We start from the raw sequence: 17,439 nt of genomic DNA on the forward strand, positions 1-17,439 counted from the left end.
TGGCAGTAAAATTTTCATAGGAAAAGTTAGTTTATATAAGCTATTAAAACCTTTAACTATCATTTCTGTTTTGATTTGTGTGTATATTGAATTACCTTCTTCGCACTGAAGATAACGAAATTAATTAGTTATGTGTGGTAATAACCACAAAATGATATTAAAATGAGGATTTTAATATCATAAAAAGCTGTTTCAAAGTAATAATCTTTGAAACAGCTTTTTAAATTATTTATAATATTACTTTTTAGGGGGATTGCCAGCATTAACCATAAGGAAGTTACAGCTTGCATACTTTATAGTTTTAAATTCTTTACTATCCTTATATTTATCAACATGTTCAGAAGCTAAAACGACTTTATCAATTTCGCCAGTTTCATATAAATTTACAGCTGCATTAATATCTTTTACGACTTTAAAATTAACTTTATCTAAATTAACAGTTTTATTATCCCAATACTTTTCATTTTTCTTTAAACCATATTGATCTTCAATTTTCCAACTATCCATAACGAAAGGACCATTAAAAACTAAATTATCCTTAGAAGTACCATAATCATCGCCATAAGTTTCAACAACTTTTTGATTTACAGGGAAGAATACAGGAAAAGCCATAAGTTGGTCGAAATAGTTAACAGGTCTGTTTAACTTAACTTCTAAAGTATGATCATCAATTGCCTTTACACCAACAGAACTTGAATCTTTAGTTTTACCTAAATTAAAATCTTCAGCTCCTTTTATATCATACATTACATAAGCATATTCACAAGCTGTTTCAGGTGTTAAATTTCTTATAAATGCATATTCAAAATCATGAGCAGTTACAGGATCACCATTAGACCATTTAGCATCAGGTCTTATTTTAAAAGTCCAAGTTTTAGCATCAGAAGATTTTTCCCAACTTTCTGCCATACCAGGTATTAACTCATTTTTAAGATCAACCCTTACTAATCCTTCCATAACGTTATTTATAGCTTCAAAAGAAGTTGAATCAGAAGCTTTTGCTGTATCCATAGAAGATATATCTGAACTAGAAGTAGTATTTATTTCATTTTTACCATTAGAAACTTTAGCCCATTTATAGGACGTTTGAGGACCGAAAGAGTAATTAGCCACATCTTTTACATATTCTTTTTCCAAATAAGCTCCTCCTTTTTGATATAGAGGAGTTATAAATCCACTATCTAATAAGATTTTCTCAGCCTTCATATAGCTATCCCAGCTCTCATCTATTGTAGTAGATTCCTTAGCTTTTGATATTAAATTCTTATATTCTTCATCCTTATAACCAACATTTATTGCATATCTTCCAACTTCAGGATAATAAATCTCTAAAAATGTTAGTGGATCAGGATAATCAGCTCCCCATCCTGCTATTGAAAGTTGGAAGTCACCAGCAGAACCTTTTTCAGTTTTTAACTTTGTAGGTAACTGTTGAATTTTAACAGTAACGCCTTCTAAGGTATCTTGAAGTTCTGATTGAATAAACTCAGCTATTTTTTTACTTTGTTCTGTATCAGTAGTTAAAAACTCAAATTCTACAGTATCAAAATTAAGTTCTTTTTTTACTTTATCCCAAGATTTTTTAGCTTCGTCATCATTATGGCCATAACCCATTTCACCAGCTACTTCTCTATAATCTTTACCAGCTTCATTAAAAGCTAACCCATCAGGAACAAATCTATTAACAGGTTTTGAACCATCATTAAGTATTACATTGGTCATTTGCTCTTTGTCTATAGCTAAAGATATTGCTTTTCTTGCATCTTCATTTTCTAAAACCTTAAAAGGATCAATTTGATTTTTAGAAGTACTTTCTTTTTTATTAGTAGAACTACATCCTGTTAAAACAATACTAGATATTAAAAGTGAGCTTAAAAGAATTGATGCTTTTCTCTTTAGTAACATAAAAAATTCCCCCTACGAATATATAATTTTACAACCGTATAAATAATTCTTTTGAAATCTTAATTTTCCTTTGATAAAACCAACTATTTCGATTTACATATTAATATATAAATATACTTATTTATGTATTAAATACTAAATTTTAACTTTATATAATTTTTATATTGAAATATCGATAAAAATCTATATCATAATAAATAAGGAGAGAAGTTATAAGGGGGAAAACTTATTGAAAGTAATATTAGGAGCAGGGGATACAAAATTAGATGGGTGGATTAGTACCCAGGAAAAAGATTTGAATTTATTAGATAGAAGTAATTTTAAAAAGTATTTTGAAGAATGTAGTATTGATGCTATGCTTGCAGAACATGTTTGGGAGCATATGACAAAGGAAGAGGGGATTGTGGCTGCAAAAAACTGTTATGACTTTTTAAAAGAAGGTGGATATATAAGAGTTGCGGTACCAGATAAAAACTTTAAAAATGAATGGTATCAAAATATGGTTAAGGTAGGCGGACCAGGACCAGTTGATCATCCAGCTTATACACATAAAATAGTATATGATTATTTAAGTTTTGTGGAAGTATTTAAGGCAGCTGGTTTTGAGGTTGAACTTTTAGAATATTGTGATGAAGAAGGGGTATTTCATTATAAGTATTGGAATGAAGAAGATGGAAAGATAGGCCGTTCTTTTAGATTTGACACTAGAAATAGTTTAGAAAAATTAGGTATGGTATCTATTATAATAGATGCGAAAAAGTTAATGAAAATTGAGCCGTAAATATAAAAGGAGTTGCTTCAAATTTGAAACAACTCCTATATTTTACTTTGCCCAATCTTCAAATCTGTAATTGTATTGCCAATTAATATCAGTTAAAACTCTAAATCCACTTTTACTTATTCCTTCTTTGAAGAATATTTCAATAGAGTTTATTTTCTCGGAAAGTTCCTTTCTAATTATGATTTTATAATCTTCATATTCAAATACATCATCTTTATCTGTAGGCTCATCCAGAGCTACATCAAATACAGGACCAAGTCAATTGCTTACTCGGCGGATGTAGATTCTAAAAGTTTTATCTTTTTTATTTGATTTTTCTAAAATTTCATCAATAGCTATTTTACCACTTTCTTTAATATTAAAAAACATAATGTCACATCCTTTAACTTAAACTTAAGTATATTTTGCCATATTTAACTTATTTATAGTTACCAATTAATAGAGAAATTTTAAAAATGTTTTCCTAGGAAATAGAAACTAACTATTTAAAGAAATATATATAAATAAAGATAATTGTAGATTTTAAAAACTATTAGGTAGTTTTTGTAAAAACATGTGGGAATTTTTAGGAATAACAGAGTGTAGTGTATAAGAATTTTCATATGTCCTATTTAGAGAATCAACAAAATTAACAAATATTGATGATTGTTATATTTATTCATTAATAATATACTATCTTTATAAAATAAATAAATTATTTATTAAATGCATAAGAATTTAATATAAGATAACGAGTAAAAATTTAATAGATAAAGTATTATAACTAGAAATAAATATTTAAAAGAAATAGATTTAAACAATAAAATTTAAATGCAGACATATTAAGAGGAGTTGAGTAGCATGAATAGTAATGATATAGGTATAGACTTAGGGACTGCTAATGTATTAATATCAGTTTCTGGAAAAGGAATAGTACTATCAGAACCATCAGTAGTTGCTATAGAAAAAAATACCGGAACCGTTTTAGCAGTTGGAAGACAAGCATGTAACATGATAGGAAAAACACCTAGTAATATAGTATCTATAAGACCATTACAAAATGGTGTAATATCTGATTATGATGCTACTGAAAAGATGTTAAATTACTTTATAAGCAAGGTGTTAGACAAAAAAGGTATGAAGAAGTTTTTTATGCCAAGAATAATGGTGTGTGTACCAAGTGGAGTAACAGGCGTTGAAAAAATAGCTTTAGAAGATGCTGTTAGAAATACTGGAGCAAGAGAAGTTTACACAATTGAAGAACCAATAGCTGCTGCTATTGGCTCAGGAATAGATATTTCTAATCCAACTGGAAGTATGGTTATAGATATAGGAGGAGGAACTGCAGATATAGCTATTATATCTTTAGGTGGAGCTGTGATTAGTGAATCAATAAAGATAGGTGGAGATAAGTTTGATGATGCTATAGTAAAGTATATTAAAAAACATCACAATTTTCTTATAGGTGAAAGAACAGCTGAAAAAATAAAAATTGAAATTGGAACAAGTTATGGTGAAGAAGAAACGCTTATGGAAGTAAGTGGAATAAATTTAGTTACAAGGCTTCCTGAAAAAATAAAAATCAGTTCATTAGAAATAAAAGATGCAATTGAAGAATGTACACAAAAAATATTATCGACTACATGTTCAGTATTAGAAAAAACACCACCTGAATTAGCATCAGATATCTGGGAAAATGGAATAATTATGACTGGGGGAGGATCACTTCTTAATGGATTAGATAAAAGAATACAAGAGAAAACTAATATAAAGGTTAGAATTGCGGAAGATGCATTATTATGTGTTGCAAAAGGAACGGGAGCTTCACTTGAATCCCTAGATTTATTAGCAAAAGTAAAAAAGAGTGAGTTTAATTAATTATTAATTAAAAACTTATTTGAATATATTTAGTAAAAATGCACTTAAAATTTACTTATTTAGATTTTAAGTGCATTAAATTCATGTTAAAAATTATTTGAAATTTCACTTAGTCTAAAAATATCATTATTACTATCTTTAAAACATTCATTTTTTTCATCTTTAAGATATGATTGTTTAGAATTATGACTTTTAATATCTTTTGACTTTAGCATATTTAATAAAAGAACGTCAGGGTCTGGAATTACGATATTATTATCTTTAAATTCTTGTTCTTTTTTAGTAAGCTTTTCGCCCTTAATCTCTTTTTCAGTTATAGATTTGCGCATTACCATTTCTTCAATAGCTTTTAATATAGGGTCTTTACTTTCTTTTTCATTTTTTAACTTAGAAAAACTATAATTTGATGAATTAAAAAAGTTATTATTTACTATTCTGTTGATCATCTTAATACTCCTTTCATTTTATTCTCCCAATTTTTTATATAAATAAGTTATGTTTTTTATTATTTTATTTGAATTGTTGAATATATTTTAAATTATTGTATGATTTGAGTTTTATATTTATTTTTATAAATAAATTTGGGAGTAATTTTATTATATATATACGTAAATTTGAATATATACTTAAGAAAAAATTTTAAGAATTTTATTTTATTATTATATATTCTGAATTTTTTAATATTAAATAAAAAGTCATATACTTTTACATAAAAATAGAATAATAATTTTTATATTATTACTCTATCAATTACTTTATAATATTTTAAAATTTAACTAACAATATGGTAGAAGTAGCATCTAAACTTTTCACATTAAGAAGAAAACAATATACAATTTTTATATCTGTTTTAGAATTAGTTATAGTTAATTAAACAGATAATTTATCTTTTTTCATTTTTATAAAGTGAATACACGTTATATAAACTTAGTAAAATAGAAAAAATTAATAAGATCAATTTGGAACCGCCCATTCTATCACCTCAGAAAATAATAATTTTAAAATTTTTTAATACATTTTATATATAAAAAATTTTAACATATAAGGATAAAAAAGGAAATATATGGAATAAAATATATTAATCTATAAATAAAATAATAAAAATTAATTATAAATCAAAAATTTATTAAAAAATTACGTTTTATAAATTAGATATTCCATTTCAAAAATAAATTATTAGCCAAATAGTTGAGTGTAATTAAAAAATATTTAAAATTTTGCTAAGATGAATGTAGCGAAATTTATATATTAGTGAGTATATCAAAAATTTCAGCTATTATATTATTAAATAAGATATTTAATAAATTTAAAAATATGGGGAGGGGTTCATGATTGAAAATTATATTTATCTAGTCGGTCAATTTATAAATACGGTAGGACAAATTATATTGTTTCAAAGAGAAGAGTTAGAAGGGTATTTAATTATTTAGGGCTGAGAAGGAGTAATAAACAAATATATTATTTAGTGAAATATTTATAAAACTAGCATATGTTAAAATTAAATTAACGAGTATTTAACAACTTATATATTTTAAACTAAAGGGGATGAAGTTTTGGTAAAAGCTATAGTAGATAATAATTATTTAATTAAGCCCATGACTATACTAAATCGCAGTGAAATAAAAAAACTGTATGATTTATGTTCTGATTATCATATTATGTCTAGTGGTAAAAATGCAACTGATGAGGATGTAGACAACATTTTTAAATATAATGATAAAAAGACAGCTGAGAATTCCTTAACACTTGGAGTATATAATCAGTGTGAGCTGTTAATTGGGATGGTAGATATATTTAAAAATTATCCTGAAGAAGATACTTGGATGATAGGTATACTTTTACTTTCACCAGAGGAGAGAAATAAAAATTTAGGTAAAATAATACATGAAGAAGTGAAAAATTATGCTCTAAGTCAAGGGGCAAATACTTTAAGAATTGGAGTAATGGAGGAGAATATTAAAGGTAAAAGGTTTTGGGATTCATTAGGGTATAAAAAAATAAAATCTACAACTATAGATATGGGAGATAAAAAACATAATTTAGATATATTAATATCAAGTATTAAATAATTTTATAGGCGTTTTTAGTATAAGAAGCAAAATATATACTTTATAAATTTTAGTCATAAATAAAATTAATGTGATATATATGTAATATAGAGAGAGAAATATATCACATTAGTTTAAGGGGGGATTTTTATGAATAGATTAAAAAAGTATTCGTGGGTATTTGCATTATTTGGGCAACTTTCTCATATTTGGTGTAACAAGTTAGGGAATTAAAGGATATGACAAAATTTATTAGTAATTTAAAGAAATATCGCCAGTTTAATGAATTAACTCAAGAAGAATTAGCCAATAAGGTTAATGTTAGAAGAGAAACTATTGCTCGTTTAGAAAATGCAAAATATAATCCCTCACTTGAATTAGCTGTTAGAATTTCAAATGAGTTAAATATCTCACTTGAAAAACTATTTATTTTTGAGTTTTAAATTAAGTTTTATTATAAAAATATATAAAGGAGAAAAATATGGAAAACTTGTATTTACATGTTCCAACATTTGATGAACTAGATTATAGGCAAAAAATTTTAGGACAGGAAGATACCATGTCTTATAATAAAGGATATAATCTTTTAATGGAAAATTATAATAATGAAACTGGATGCATTGATTTTTCAAAAAAGTACTGGGAGAAGTGGTATGCTAAGTGGATTTTAGAAGCTAAAGATAGGTATTATGCATATATTGTAGAAAGTAATACAGGCGATTTTGTAGGAGAAGTATGCTTTTACTATGAGGAAGAAGAAAAGTTGTATCGTATAGGTATAGTTATTGAAAGTGTACATAGAGGTAAAGGATATTGCTCAAATGGGTTAATTAAGCTTGCAGATGTAGCATTTAATGATTTTAATATTAAAAGATTAAGAAATGTTATACCACTAGGTAGGGAGTATGCTATAAAAGGGCATAAAAAGGTAGGTTTTAAAGAAGTTAGTATTGAAAAAAATCAGATTATTCTTGATTTATCAAATGAGGATTACTTAGGTATTAAGTTTATATAAATTAAAATGTATAATACCTAGGAGGTATAAAATTTGAAAATATATATAACAAGGCATGGACAAACACAGTGGAACATAGAAGATAGGATACAAGGAAGTCAAAATTCAAATCTAACAGAACAAGGAAAACAGGATGCATTAAATCTAGGGGATAAATTAAGATATACTAAAATAGATTACATATATACTAGTCCATTGAAAAGAACATACAATACAGCATTACTTATAAAAAGAAATCGAGATATACCAATAGAGGTATATGAAAACTTAAAAGAAATGAATTTTGGTGTATGGGAAGGTATGCATAGTCATAATGTTAGAAGAGAATATAAAGATGAGTATTATAAATTTTGGAATGAACCTCACCTATATAAATCAATATGCGGAGAAACTTTTGAAGAACTCATAAAAAGAGTTAAAAATACTTTAAATGATATTATAAATGAAAAGAAGGGTGAAAATATATTATTAGTTACACATGCAATTTTTATAAAAGCTATATATGCAATTATTAATGAATATGAATTAAAGGACTTTTGGAATTCTCCATATATAAAAAATACCTGTTTAACCATATTAGAGTATAATGAAGATAAGTATAAATTTATATTAGAAGCAGATACGTCATATATAGAAAATTAATAAAATAAAAGGTGAGTGCAAATATTCATTCACCTTTTATTTTTATATGATTTATAAAATATAGACAGGCTTATAATCAAGTCAAGAGTTGTATGTTAATCAATTTTATCCAGTATTTAAAAGTTATTGTTAAGATATATTTAATAAAGTAGAAATTTTAAGGTATAGATAATTATAAGTTAATTACAAATTGATTATATATTTTACCATTTTCCTCTATAGTATTAAATAAAATTCCATTGTTGGCTTTTATAACTTTTTCAGAAGCTATGTTTATAGATTCACAGCTTAATATAGCTTTATCTATACCAAGTTGTTTTGAGATAGGTAGTGCTAGTTCTAATATTTTAGTACCATATCCTCTACCTCTATACTTTTGAGCAATATCATATCCAATATGACCATTAAGAGGTATACTTTTATGTCTAATTCTAATTACTCCTAAGACTTTATTATCTCCATTTACCAACCAAAAAGTAGAACAAGGAACATAGCCTTTAGGTAAATCAATTCCTTTTGAATTATTATTTAAAATCTCTACATATTGTTCAAAATCATCTAATGCTTTTTTATATATATTAAAATATTCTGTATTACTACTTTTTTTATAGTCATTTATATTTTCTAAAAAACTGTCTTTATATATAATGTTTGGTGATTTTAACTCTATTTTTTCAAACATATCTAACCCCCCATTAAAAAATTTTTTATTAATTTAATGATGATATTTAAATTAAAAAATTTCAACTAATACTTATTAATTTATTTCAAAAACTTTAATATTCTATAATTACTTAATTTACTTAAATATTAAATCCATTTAGATTTGGTATATAAAATTGGTATTAGAAAATATATATCAATTAAATTAAGATTTTTAGAAGAGATAATAAGTGAAAAATTATTGATTAAAAATAAAAATACCTTTAAAATCTATCTAAATAGGGTTTAAAGGTATTTTTATTTTTAATTTTTAAGTACTAAAGTTTTTATTAATCTACTTATTTTATGTATAGGTTTCATTAAAGATAGTTGCATCAATATGCTTAGTGCAGTTGCAAACATCAAGAAATCAGTAGTTGAAAATGGTTTAAAGTAACCATCCCATGGCCCTATTGGCATATTAATAATAAACACATAAGACAGTGAATATGATATTAGGTTTCCTAAAATAATAGTCTTTTTAACTTTAGCGGAGTTGATAGAAGCTAATAATATATAGGTTAAAATCATAATTAAATAACCTATCATTGACCTTTTAGTATAATCTAAATACATTGATATAAATATAAAGGGTACTCCAGATAAAATTAAATTTAAAATATTTATTATAGTTTTTTTCATTTTTTTACCTTTCTATCTTTTGAAATATACTGAAAATTTTAACATTTAAAAAGGTAGAAAAGTAAATTTTGGACTAAGATTGAGTTATTTGGGTATGAAATATGAAAATTTGCATAGATGTGCAAGATTAATTTGTATTAAAATCAAAGATAGTAATAAAATAAAAAAAGTAAAAGAAGGTGGGAGTTTTGGACAGAATTGATAAGGAAAAAGAGATAATAACATTGATGATAAACCTTTATTGTAAGAAAAAACATGGTAGTTTAAATAATGAACTATGTAGTGGATGTAGGGACTTAGAAGAATATGCACATAAAAGATTAACTTATTGTAAGTTTGGAAATGAAAAAAGCTCTTGCAAAAAGTGTCCTATTCATTGTTATAAGAAAGATATGAGAGAGAAAGTTAAAGAGGTAATGAAATTTTCAGGACCTAGAATACTAATATACAATCCTTTAGAATACATAAGACATATATTTAAATAAAAAATATAAGCGTTTTTAATTAAGATAAATCCAATAAATAAAGTAGCATTATATTATTAATATAGTGCTACTTTATTTATATAAGTTAATTGTTATTATAATCTAAATACATTTATATAAATAGTTTTAAAAATTTAAGTGTTTATGTATAATAGAAATTCAAAAAATTATAGTTTATCATTAATTTTATTTTCTAAATTGTTAACCTTGTTTTCTAATTCTTTAATTTTATTTTCATATTTATTTTTACTTGTAAGCTTTTTACAAAAAGTAAAAATTATATAAATAATAACTACAAGAATTGATAGAATAAGAACAGTATTAAAAATCTGGAAAAAAAGTTCGTATGAAACGCTTATTAATGGATCTGAATCCATTTAAGACACCTCCTTTACTAATGTTAATATTTTCTATTTTATCATGTTCAAATCTCATTTAAAACACATTTAGAAATTAATATTTAAAATAATTTTAATATTCTAATAAATATATTTTAAGGTGTTCAATTTATTTAAATTATTAATATTTAAAGATTCAATATCAAAGTATATGATATATTAATAGTGATAGAAAGAGTTTATAAGGGGGAAATTATGATTAGGATAGGAATTTGTGAAGATGAAAAAGAAATACAAGATTTAATAGAAACTTATCTTCATAGTATATTAAAAAGTATAAATATAGATTATGAAATAAAAAAATATAATTTGGGAGAAGAGTTACTTGAAAGCAATTTAAAAGAAATAGATATATTACTTCTAGATATTCAAATGGGACAAATTAATGGAATGGATACAGCAAGAAAAATTAGAAAAGTAGATAATAAAATGGAGATAATATTTATAACTTCATTAATAGATTATGTACAGGAAGGCTATGAGGTAAGAGCTTATAGATATTTGTTAAAACCTATAGAAGAAGAAGAATTAAAAAAGCATGTATTAACATGTATTAAAGAAATTGAAAATAAAAATAGTTATATATTAATAAAAAATAAATCTAACAATTATAAGATTTGCTTAGAAGAAATAAAATATATAGAAGTTCAAAAAAAGAATATGATAATACATACCATAAATAAAGATTTTGATGTAATATATAGTCTAGAAAAAATAGAAAAAGATTTAAAACTAGATAAATTTGTAAGATGTCATAAAAGCTTTTTAGTTAATCTAAGTTATGTAGAAAATATAAAGCTAAATACTGCTATTTTAGAAAGTGGGGAAGAAGTACCTGTTAGTAGATATAGATACAAAGAAGTCAAGGAGAAATTTTTAAAATTTCTTGGTGATTCAATATGTTAAATTTCATGACTAATTTATTATTAGCTTTATCAATAGTTATACGCTTTACTATATTTAATAGCATATTAGTTTATAAAAAAGATGGTAAGAACTATAGAAAAACTGTATTTTATATTTTATTGTTTTTAATTTATATTATATCTCTATTGTCTAATATAGAAGGGAGTTATAGTTATTTTAAAAATGGAAATTATTTATTTAATGCTTTAGTACTTATAGCTTTTGGAGGTTACTATAAGTATTTTTATAAGATAAGATATATTAAATATATAACATTCTTTTGTTTATTTAATATATATTACGATTTGATTAAAAGCTATCTATTAGAGAGAATTTTGTTTTTTTTAATTACAGGGTATATTATATCATCAAAAGAGGCACTTTTAGTATCTAATTTTGAACAATTAAAAGTTGATATATATACTAACTTGGTTATTTTATTTATATATTTGGTATTTACTTTTTTTAATAAGCGTTTACAATTACTTGATAGCGAAAAAAGAAATTATATATATTTGATATTTGCTTTAATGGTTAATTCAATTAGTATAGTTGGAAATTATATATTTTACAAACTTGAGAGATTTGGAAGTTTATATTCAGAACGTTATGTATTTGATTTTCTTTTAACTCCAAAGTTAGTAGTGGCTAGTAGTATAGTTCTTATATTATTATTTAGACAAATAGTAAAAGAAAATAAGAAAAAAACTCAATATGAACTTATGAAAAACAAGCTAGATATGCAATATGAACATTATCTAAGTATTCAAGAATCTCATATGAAGATTAAAAAACTTTATCATGATATAAATAATCATATTTTCTGTATAGATAATCTTAAAAATAATAATAAAGAAGTTAGTGAATATATAAATAATTTAAAAGATGAAATTAAATCTTTTAAAGATAATTATAATACAGGGAATATGATACTAGACATTATAATCAATGAAAAAAGTGATATATGCAGTAAAAAAGGAATTAAATTTATTTGTGATATAAACTTCTCAAAGGTTGATTTTATAAAACCAATAGATGTGTCTAGTATATTTGCTAATATTTTAGATAATGCAATAGAAGCTTGTGATAAGATACATGATGAAGATGTTGAAAAATATATTAGAATTAAGGGAACTATATCAAAAGCATATTTTGTAATTAAATGTGAAAATAGTAAAGTTAATAATATTAAGTTTAAGAAGAATAAATTATTAACAGATAAAATGGACAAGTTTGTACATGGAATAGGAACTCAAAGTATTAAATCATCTTTAGACAAATATGATGGAGAGCTATTATTTGAAGATGAAAAAGACAAATTTATACTAAATCTATACATACCACTTAATCAAAATACTGACAGTTGGGTCGATTAAGGTGCTAGTTGGGGCATATGTATTGAGACTAAAAAATAAGGATGTTATCTTTTAATAGAAAAAGATAATGTCCTTATTTTTTACGATTAAATAGCTATAAAACCTTGAAATACGAAGGGAATTAATAAATTAATGAAATTTTAAAAATGGAGGTAAATGTATATGAAAGTAAAAAAAATTATACTAGCTATATTATTAGCTACAAGTATAAGTTCAACTTTTTTGGTTGGTTGTGAATCTTATACAATTGACAATGATAAAAAAGTTTATACAACTACAGAAGTATCAAAGATTAAAAAAGATTTATCAAAGAAGATTTCAAAAGCTATAGAAGATAGTGGACTTCGAGTAGCTGAAGTAAAACCAGATGGAAGTTTTGTGTTATCTTTAGGTAATTTGGAATATTCTAAAGAACAACCTAAACAAGTTTTAAATTATTCTATGACTTTAGATAAGAAAAAAGATAAGGAAATACTATTTATTCAATGTGTTAAGGATTACTTAAAGGATGAAAAATTATCAAAGGATGATAAGTTCGTTAAAGCAATCTATAACATATATAAGTTTTTAACGGATACCAATATAACTGAAAAAGAATTTTTTAATAAAGTTGAAAAAGTTGTTAATAAAGGTGAAGGGATAGTAGAACTTCCTGATATGGGTGATGTACATATCTCAGCAAAAGAAATAGATAAGGAAACTAAGATTTTAGAGTTAAGATTTGAGGATGAATTTATATTAAAATAAGGAGGTTTATATGAAAAAATATAAAGCTATTTTATTAGCATTAATTATAGTAATTATAGGACTTACAGGGTTATTTATATATAATAATTATTCTAAGCCTTGGAAGGAAGCTGAGGAAAATATTAATAAATATATGGTAAAACAAGGAGTTTCAAAAGATGCTATAAGTAAAATTACAAAAGAAAAAGCAAAATTAGAAAGTTATAATGGAATCCTTTATAAGGTAATTTATAAAGATGATTCGGATCATGAATATAAATATTTTTACAGTGATGAAATTTATGCTTTAAATAAAGAATACAAAGTTGTATTACGAATTTATAATTTAAATGATAATAAGCGATTAGAAAGAGAGGACTTTAAAAAGGTAAAGTATCCTCCAACATATTTGAATAAATAGATTATAAAAAATAGGGGGATGACATGGGAATATACTTAAAATTATCAATAGCATATTTAAGAAAAAATAAGCTTAGAACTGTACTATTAATACTAGCGGTAGCGTTAGGGGTAGCTTTAATATTTGGGACAAGTACAATAAGAGAATCCCAAAGTAAAAATGATTTAAATGCTGTAAATAAACTATATGGTGGATATCACGTAGAATTTAATGATTTAAATCATGAGGAAGTTGGAAAATTAAAAAACGACAAGGATGTTTTAAAAACTAGTACAGTACAAAACTTAGGTAATGTATTAGACAAAAAAGGAAACTCATTTCAGTTAAAATCAGTAGATGAAAACTATGTAAAAGGTAAATTAAATAAATTAATAAATGGAAGACTTCCTAAAAATAATGATGAGATAGTACTTGAAAAGAAAGCTTTAAAAGCTATGGGTATACCTGAAAAGTTAAATTCTACTATAGATTTAAAAATAAAAAAGAAATACAAAGATTCACAAGGAGATGAAAATGTATATACTGAAGATAAAAAATTTAAGCTTGTAGGAATTATAGAAAAGCCACAAAAATTTTATGATATGAACCTAAATCTCGAAGCATTTACTTATGGAAATAATAGTATTATCCCAGAGGATATAATTAGTTATGATAGTATATTAACTTTAAAAAGTGGATGGAGAAATATTAAGGGACAAATTAAAACTATTACCAAAAGAAATGACTTAGGAAAAAATAGTTATACACCAAATATAGCACTTATGCAAAATACAATGGAGATAGAGGAAAGAGGTTATGGTCCTCAAGTTATTAAAAATCAAATTTTAATTGTAATTACATCAGCTATTTTAATATTTAACATTTTTAATATTACCCTAAATGAAACAATAAAAGAAACAGGTTTACTTAGATTAATAGGTTCAAGCAAAAGAAGTGTTAGAGGTATGATAATATATCAAGGGTTAATTGTAATGGCTTTAGGAATAACAATTGGATTGATGTTTGGGCTTATATATTCATATATAGGAATTAGTAAATACAATTTTTCATTATATCAAGAAGCATTAATAAGGCCAAGTTTATATATAAGTAAAGAAATTATTATGACATCTATAATAGCAGGTATAATTTCGGTACTGGCATCATGTATTATACCTATTATAAAGGTTTCAAATATATCAATTATTGAATCTACAAAGACAACAGACAAGATGAAAAAACATAGGAAATTTTATAAATTAAGTAAAACTTTAAATGATATATTTGGATTTTATGGATATATGGGGATTAAAAATATTGGGAGAAATAAAACTAGATCAGTTATATCTATACTATCAATTGCACTAGGTGGATATGTATATTTAACTACATTTTCAAGTATGCAGTCTGAGGTAGATAATAAAATTGAAGATATATACAATAAATACGATATAACAATGCAGTTTATTCCATCAACTTCAGATATGGACAATTTAGAATATATAAATAGTGATATAGATAAGATAAAAAATATATATGGGGTGAAAAGCGTAGAACCTATACAAATAGTAAGTGGTTTGTTTGATTTTAAAAAGAAGGAAGTAAATAAAGAATTTCCAAGGTACTTTGGAGTAAAAGAACAAGATAATATGGAAGCTGAATTTACATTAAGATTGTATGACAATAATGATTTAAATAAAAATATAAAAGATTTTATACAAGATGGAAGTTTAGAAGATATTGGAAAAGTAACCGATGGTTATCCTAATGTAGCAGTATACAATTATTTTTATGATATAGTTACAGACCATACTTATAAAGATGTTTACAAAAATTTAAAAGTAGGAGATATTATACCAGTAAAAGTTCAAACTACAGAAAATGGGGAAACTATATATAAAGAAAATAAGGTAAGAGTGTGTGCAACTTTAACACCAAATTGGATGTCTAATGGAGATGGGGGTACTAGCATTGAGATTATAACAGATAAAAATCATGCTATAGTTCTTACAGGTAAAGATAAATACACTAAGTTAGGAATAAATCTAAAAGATTCATATGATGAGAATGCAAATAAGAAAATAGAAAAAATTTCTAATAATATTCATTTATCTAGATTTGACAGTAGATTTAATTTTAAACAAAGAGGAATAGATTCTAGTAGAGAGTACTATAAGTCTCAAATATCAACAATATCATTAGTTTTAATAATAGCAGGAATTAATATATTCTGTACAATAAGAACAAATTTATTAATGAGGAAAAAAGAAATTTCAACACTTAGAGCAATAGGATTAAGCATTAAAAATATGAAGAAAATGGTTCTTTATGAAGCATTGACATATTCCATAATAAGTTTTGCAATTGCTTTAATACCATCCATAATAAATTTAGTTAAATTTGTAAATTGGAACAATAATGCCTATACAAATTTTGGAATAAAACATTTTATGAATTTTACATTCCCAGTTAAGGAATCCATAGTATTCTTTGTTTTATCGGTTATTGTGTGTCTTATAGCAGTAGCTACAAGTAGTAGGGATTTAAAAAATATGAGTATTATCCAAGGAATAAAAGATAACGATTAATTAGGGGGAAGTTATGAAAACTTTAAAAACTATAGATTTAAGAAAAATATATGGAAAAGATGATAGTGAAGTTAAAGCTATTGATGGAATAAACTTAGAAATAGAACCACATAAGTTTACAGCTATAATTGGACAAAGTGGTTCAGGAAAGAGTACATTACTTCATTGTATGGCAGGTCTTGATAAACCGACTTCTGGGAAAGTACTTATGGATGATCTAGATTTATATACTTTAAATGATGATAAACTATCTAAGATAAGATGTGAAGAATTTGGATTTATATTTCAAAGTTATAATCTAATACCAGTTATAAATGTTTATGACAATATAGTGCTTCCTATTTCAATTAGTGGTAAAAAAGTAGATAAGGATTATATAGAAGATTTAATAATTAAATTAGGTATTAAATCGCAAGTTAAGAAATTTCTTAATGAACTATCAGGAGGACAACAACAGAGAGTAGCAATTGCTAGAGCTCTTGCAAACAAACCATCAATAATATTTGCAGATGAACCCACTGGAAACTTAGATAGTAAAACGACTAAAGAGGTAATTGATATATTGAAGTTTTGCGTTAATGAATATAAACAGACATTAGTTATGATAACTCATAATGATGATATAGCTAATAGTGCCGATAATATTATAACTATTAATGATGGGAAAATTATATATAATTAATGAAATATAAATTATAAAAACATATTAATAATAAAAAAGAGTGTACCTAATGAAATGCATCAATTTCAATAGATACACTCTTTTTATATTCAAATCATTTTAAAAAAATTATAAAGTTTTAATTTCAAAAACCGATTTATATAATAGTAAATTAAATGAAAATTTTTACAATTGTAATATCAAATAAAATAGATTTTAAAAGTTAATTATTAATAATATTAAAACTATCATGAAAAATCTAGAATGTAACAATTTTCAAATTTACTTTAATGTTTAATTATTTAGT

General features: G+C 24.4%; 18 protein-coding genes. 13 read left to right on the plus strand and 5 right to left on the minus strand.

The genetic code is table 11. From position 1 onward, the window contains the following. Nucleotides 1-237: 237 nt before the first annotated feature. Complete coding sequence (locus tag ATCC9714_RS06965; RefSeq protein ID WP_057544852.1) at nucleotides 238-1,905, minus strand: ABC transporter substrate-binding protein; 1,668 nt, start codon at nucleotides 1,903-1,905, stop codon at nucleotides 238-240. Nucleotides 1,906-2,134: 229 nt separating this feature from the next. Between ATCC9714_RS06965 and ATCC9714_RS06970 the strand changes: the two genes are divergently transcribed. Both ATCC9714_RS06970 and mreB read left to right on the plus strand, forming a co-directional pair. Next, entirely contained in the window at nucleotides 2,135-2,686 is a 552-nt protein-coding gene (locus tag ATCC9714_RS06970) for a class I SAM-dependent methyltransferase (RefSeq protein ID WP_057544853.1), read from the plus strand. Nucleotides 2,687-3,526: 840 nt separating this feature from the next. After that, nucleotides 3,527-4,543, plus strand: a complete 1,017-nt coding sequence (gene mreB / locus ATCC9714_RS06975) for a rod shape-determining protein (protein ID WP_021129981.1) — start codon at nucleotides 3,527-3,529, stop codon at nucleotides 4,541-4,543. Nucleotides 4,544-4,629: 86 nt separating this feature from the next. Here the strand turns inward: mreB and ATCC9714_RS06980 are convergent, their stop codons facing one another. Further along, nucleotides 4,630-4,989 carry a hypothetical protein gene (locus tag ATCC9714_RS06980; protein WP_021124278.1) on the minus strand — a complete coding sequence of 120 codons (360 nt, stop codon included), beginning with the start codon at nucleotides 4,987-4,989 and terminating at the stop codon, nucleotides 4,630-4,632. A gap of 1,107 nt (nucleotides 4,990-6,096) precedes the next feature. Between ATCC9714_RS06980 and ATCC9714_RS06985 the strand changes: the two genes are divergently transcribed. The 4 genes from ATCC9714_RS06985 to ATCC9714_RS07000 all read left to right on the plus strand — a co-directional run bounded on the left by ATCC9714_RS06985 (nucleotide 6,097) and on the right by ATCC9714_RS07000 (nucleotide 8,248). Beyond that, complete coding sequence (locus tag ATCC9714_RS06985) at nucleotides 6,097-6,612, plus strand: GNAT family N-acetyltransferase (RefSeq protein ID WP_057544854.1); 516 nt, start codon at nucleotides 6,097-6,099, stop codon at nucleotides 6,610-6,612. A 218-nt stretch (nucleotides 6,613-6,830) separates the two neighbouring features. Next, nucleotides 6,831-7,034 carry a helix-turn-helix transcriptional regulator gene (locus ATCC9714_RS06990; protein ID WP_021124281.1) on the plus strand — a complete coding sequence of 68 codons (204 nt, stop codon included), beginning with the start codon at nucleotides 6,831-6,833 and terminating at the stop codon, nucleotides 7,032-7,034. Nucleotides 7,035-7,072: 38 nt separating this feature from the next. After that, the gene (locus tag ATCC9714_RS06995; protein WP_057544855.1) at nucleotides 7,073-7,606 is read left to right on the plus strand and encodes a GNAT family N-acetyltransferase; all 534 of its coding nucleotides are present in this window, start codon (nucleotides 7,073-7,075) and stop codon (nucleotides 7,604-7,606) included. A 33-nt stretch (nucleotides 7,607-7,639) separates the two neighbouring features. Next, nucleotides 7,640-8,248 carry a histidine phosphatase family protein gene (locus tag ATCC9714_RS07000; protein ID WP_021124284.1) on the plus strand — a complete coding sequence of 203 codons (609 nt, stop codon included), beginning with the start codon at nucleotides 7,640-7,642 and terminating at the stop codon, nucleotides 8,246-8,248. A 172-nt stretch (nucleotides 8,249-8,420) separates the two neighbouring features. Here ATCC9714_RS07000 and ATCC9714_RS07005 read toward each other — a convergent pair whose 3' ends face one another. Further along, nucleotides 8,421-8,930, minus strand: coding sequence for a GNAT family N-acetyltransferase (locus ATCC9714_RS07005; protein WP_021124285.1), 510 nt, complete (start codon nucleotides 8,928-8,930; stop codon nucleotides 8,421-8,423). A gap of 284 nt (nucleotides 8,931-9,214) precedes the next feature. Continuing rightward, nucleotides 9,215-9,592: a hypothetical protein gene (locus ATCC9714_RS07010; protein ID WP_057539337.1), complete on the minus strand. Its 378-nt coding sequence runs from the start codon at nucleotides 9,590-9,592 to the stop codon at nucleotides 9,215-9,217. Between the two features lie 179 nt (nucleotides 9,593-9,771). Between ATCC9714_RS07010 and ATCC9714_RS07015 the strand changes: the two genes are divergently transcribed. Beyond that, on the plus strand, nucleotides 9,772-10,077 hold the full coding sequence (locus ATCC9714_RS07015) for a nitrous oxide-stimulated promoter family protein (RefSeq protein ID WP_055331792.1): 306 nt from the start codon (nucleotides 9,772-9,774) through the stop codon (nucleotides 10,075-10,077). Between the two features lie 167 nt (nucleotides 10,078-10,244). Here ATCC9714_RS07015 and ATCC9714_RS07020 read toward each other — a convergent pair whose 3' ends face one another. Beyond that, nucleotides 10,245-10,454: a hypothetical protein gene (locus tag ATCC9714_RS07020; protein ID WP_057544856.1), complete on the minus strand. Its 210-nt coding sequence runs from the start codon at nucleotides 10,452-10,454 to the stop codon at nucleotides 10,245-10,247. Nucleotides 10,455-10,670: 216 nt separating this feature from the next. On the opposite strand from ATCC9714_RS07020, the gene ATCC9714_RS07025 reads away from it, so the two are divergent. The 6 genes from ATCC9714_RS07025 (at nucleotide 10,671) to ATCC9714_RS07050 (ending at nucleotide 17,153) form a co-directional block, all read left to right on the plus strand. Then, the gene (locus ATCC9714_RS07025; protein ID WP_021124288.1) at nucleotides 10,671-11,381 is read left to right on the plus strand and encodes a LytR/AlgR family response regulator transcription factor; all 711 of its coding nucleotides are present in this window, start codon (nucleotides 10,671-10,673) and stop codon (nucleotides 11,379-11,381) included. Between the two features lie 335 nt (nucleotides 11,382-11,716). Then, entirely contained in the window at nucleotides 11,717-12,757 is a 1,041-nt protein-coding gene (locus tag ATCC9714_RS07030) for an ATP-binding protein (protein WP_244465163.1), read from the plus strand. A gap of 162 nt (nucleotides 12,758-12,919) precedes the next feature. Next, nucleotides 12,920-13,504 carry a hypothetical protein gene (locus ATCC9714_RS07035; RefSeq protein WP_077065670.1) on the plus strand — a complete coding sequence of 195 codons (585 nt, stop codon included), beginning with the start codon at nucleotides 12,920-12,922 and terminating at the stop codon, nucleotides 13,502-13,504. A 10-nt stretch (nucleotides 13,505-13,514) separates the two neighbouring features. Then, nucleotides 13,515-13,904: a DUF3139 domain-containing protein gene (locus tag ATCC9714_RS07040; protein ID WP_021124292.1), complete on the plus strand. Its 390-nt coding sequence runs from the start codon at nucleotides 13,515-13,517 to the stop codon at nucleotides 13,902-13,904. A gap of 23 nt (nucleotides 13,905-13,927) precedes the next feature. Then, nucleotides 13,928-16,471: an ABC transporter permease gene (locus ATCC9714_RS07045; RefSeq protein ID WP_057544858.1), complete on the plus strand. Its 2,544-nt coding sequence runs from the start codon at nucleotides 13,928-13,930 to the stop codon at nucleotides 16,469-16,471. A 13-nt stretch (nucleotides 16,472-16,484) separates the two neighbouring features. Next, nucleotides 16,485-17,153 (plus strand): ABC transporter ATP-binding protein, encoded by a 669-nt coding sequence (locus ATCC9714_RS07050; protein ID WP_057544859.1) that lies wholly within the window; start codon nucleotides 16,485-16,487, stop codon nucleotides 17,151-17,153. Nucleotides 17,154-17,439: the final 286 nt, after the last annotated feature.

It is taken from the genome of Paraclostridium sordellii, from assembly GCF_000953675.1.
Classification (GTDB): Bacteria; Bacillota; Clostridia; order Peptostreptococcales; family Peptostreptococcaceae; genus Paraclostridium; species Paraclostridium sordellii.

Excerpts from the sequence above, each read along its gene's own strand:
- ATCC9714_RS06965 (WP_057544852.1), bottom strand. The coding sequence starts at position 1,905 with ATGTTACTAAAGAGAAAAGCATCAATTCTTTTAAGCTCACTTTTAATA.
- mreB (WP_021129981.1), top strand. The coding sequence starts at position 3,527 with ATGAATAGTAATGATATAGGTATAGACTTAGGGACTGCTAATGTATTA.
- ATCC9714_RS06980 (WP_021124278.1), bottom strand. The coding sequence starts at position 4,989 with ATGATCAACAGAATAGTAAATAATAACTTTTTTAATTCATCAAATTAT.
- ATCC9714_RS06990 (WP_021124281.1), top strand. The coding sequence starts at position 6,831 with ATGACAAAATTTATTAGTAATTTAAAGAAATATCGCCAGTTTAATGAA.
- ATCC9714_RS06995 (WP_057544855.1), top strand. The coding sequence starts at position 7,073 with ATGGAAAACTTGTATTTACATGTTCCAACATTTGATGAACTAGATTAT.
- ATCC9714_RS07005 (WP_021124285.1), bottom strand. The coding sequence starts at position 8,930 with ATGTTTGAAAAAATAGAGTTAAAATCACCAAACATTATATATAAAGAC.
- ATCC9714_RS07010 (WP_057539337.1), bottom strand. The coding sequence starts at position 9,592 with ATGAAAAAAACTATAATAAATATTTTAAATTTAATTTTATCTGGAGTA.
- ATCC9714_RS07020 (WP_057544856.1), bottom strand. The coding sequence starts at position 10,454 with ATGGATTCAGATCCATTAATAAGCGTTTCATACGAACTTTTTTTCCAG.
- ATCC9714_RS07025 (WP_021124288.1), top strand. The coding sequence starts at position 10,671 with ATGATTAGGATAGGAATTTGTGAAGATGAAAAAGAAATACAAGATTTA.
- ATCC9714_RS07035 (WP_077065670.1), top strand. The coding sequence starts at position 12,920 with ATGAAAGTAAAAAAAATTATACTAGCTATATTATTAGCTACAAGTATA.
- ATCC9714_RS07040 (WP_021124292.1), top strand. The coding sequence starts at position 13,515 with ATGAAAAAATATAAAGCTATTTTATTAGCATTAATTATAGTAATTATA.
- ATCC9714_RS07045 (WP_057544858.1), top strand. The coding sequence starts at position 13,928 with ATGGGAATATACTTAAAATTATCAATAGCATATTTAAGAAAAAATAAG.
- ATCC9714_RS07050 (WP_057544859.1), top strand. The coding sequence starts at position 16,485 with ATGAAAACTTTAAAAACTATAGATTTAAGAAAAATATATGGAAAAGAT.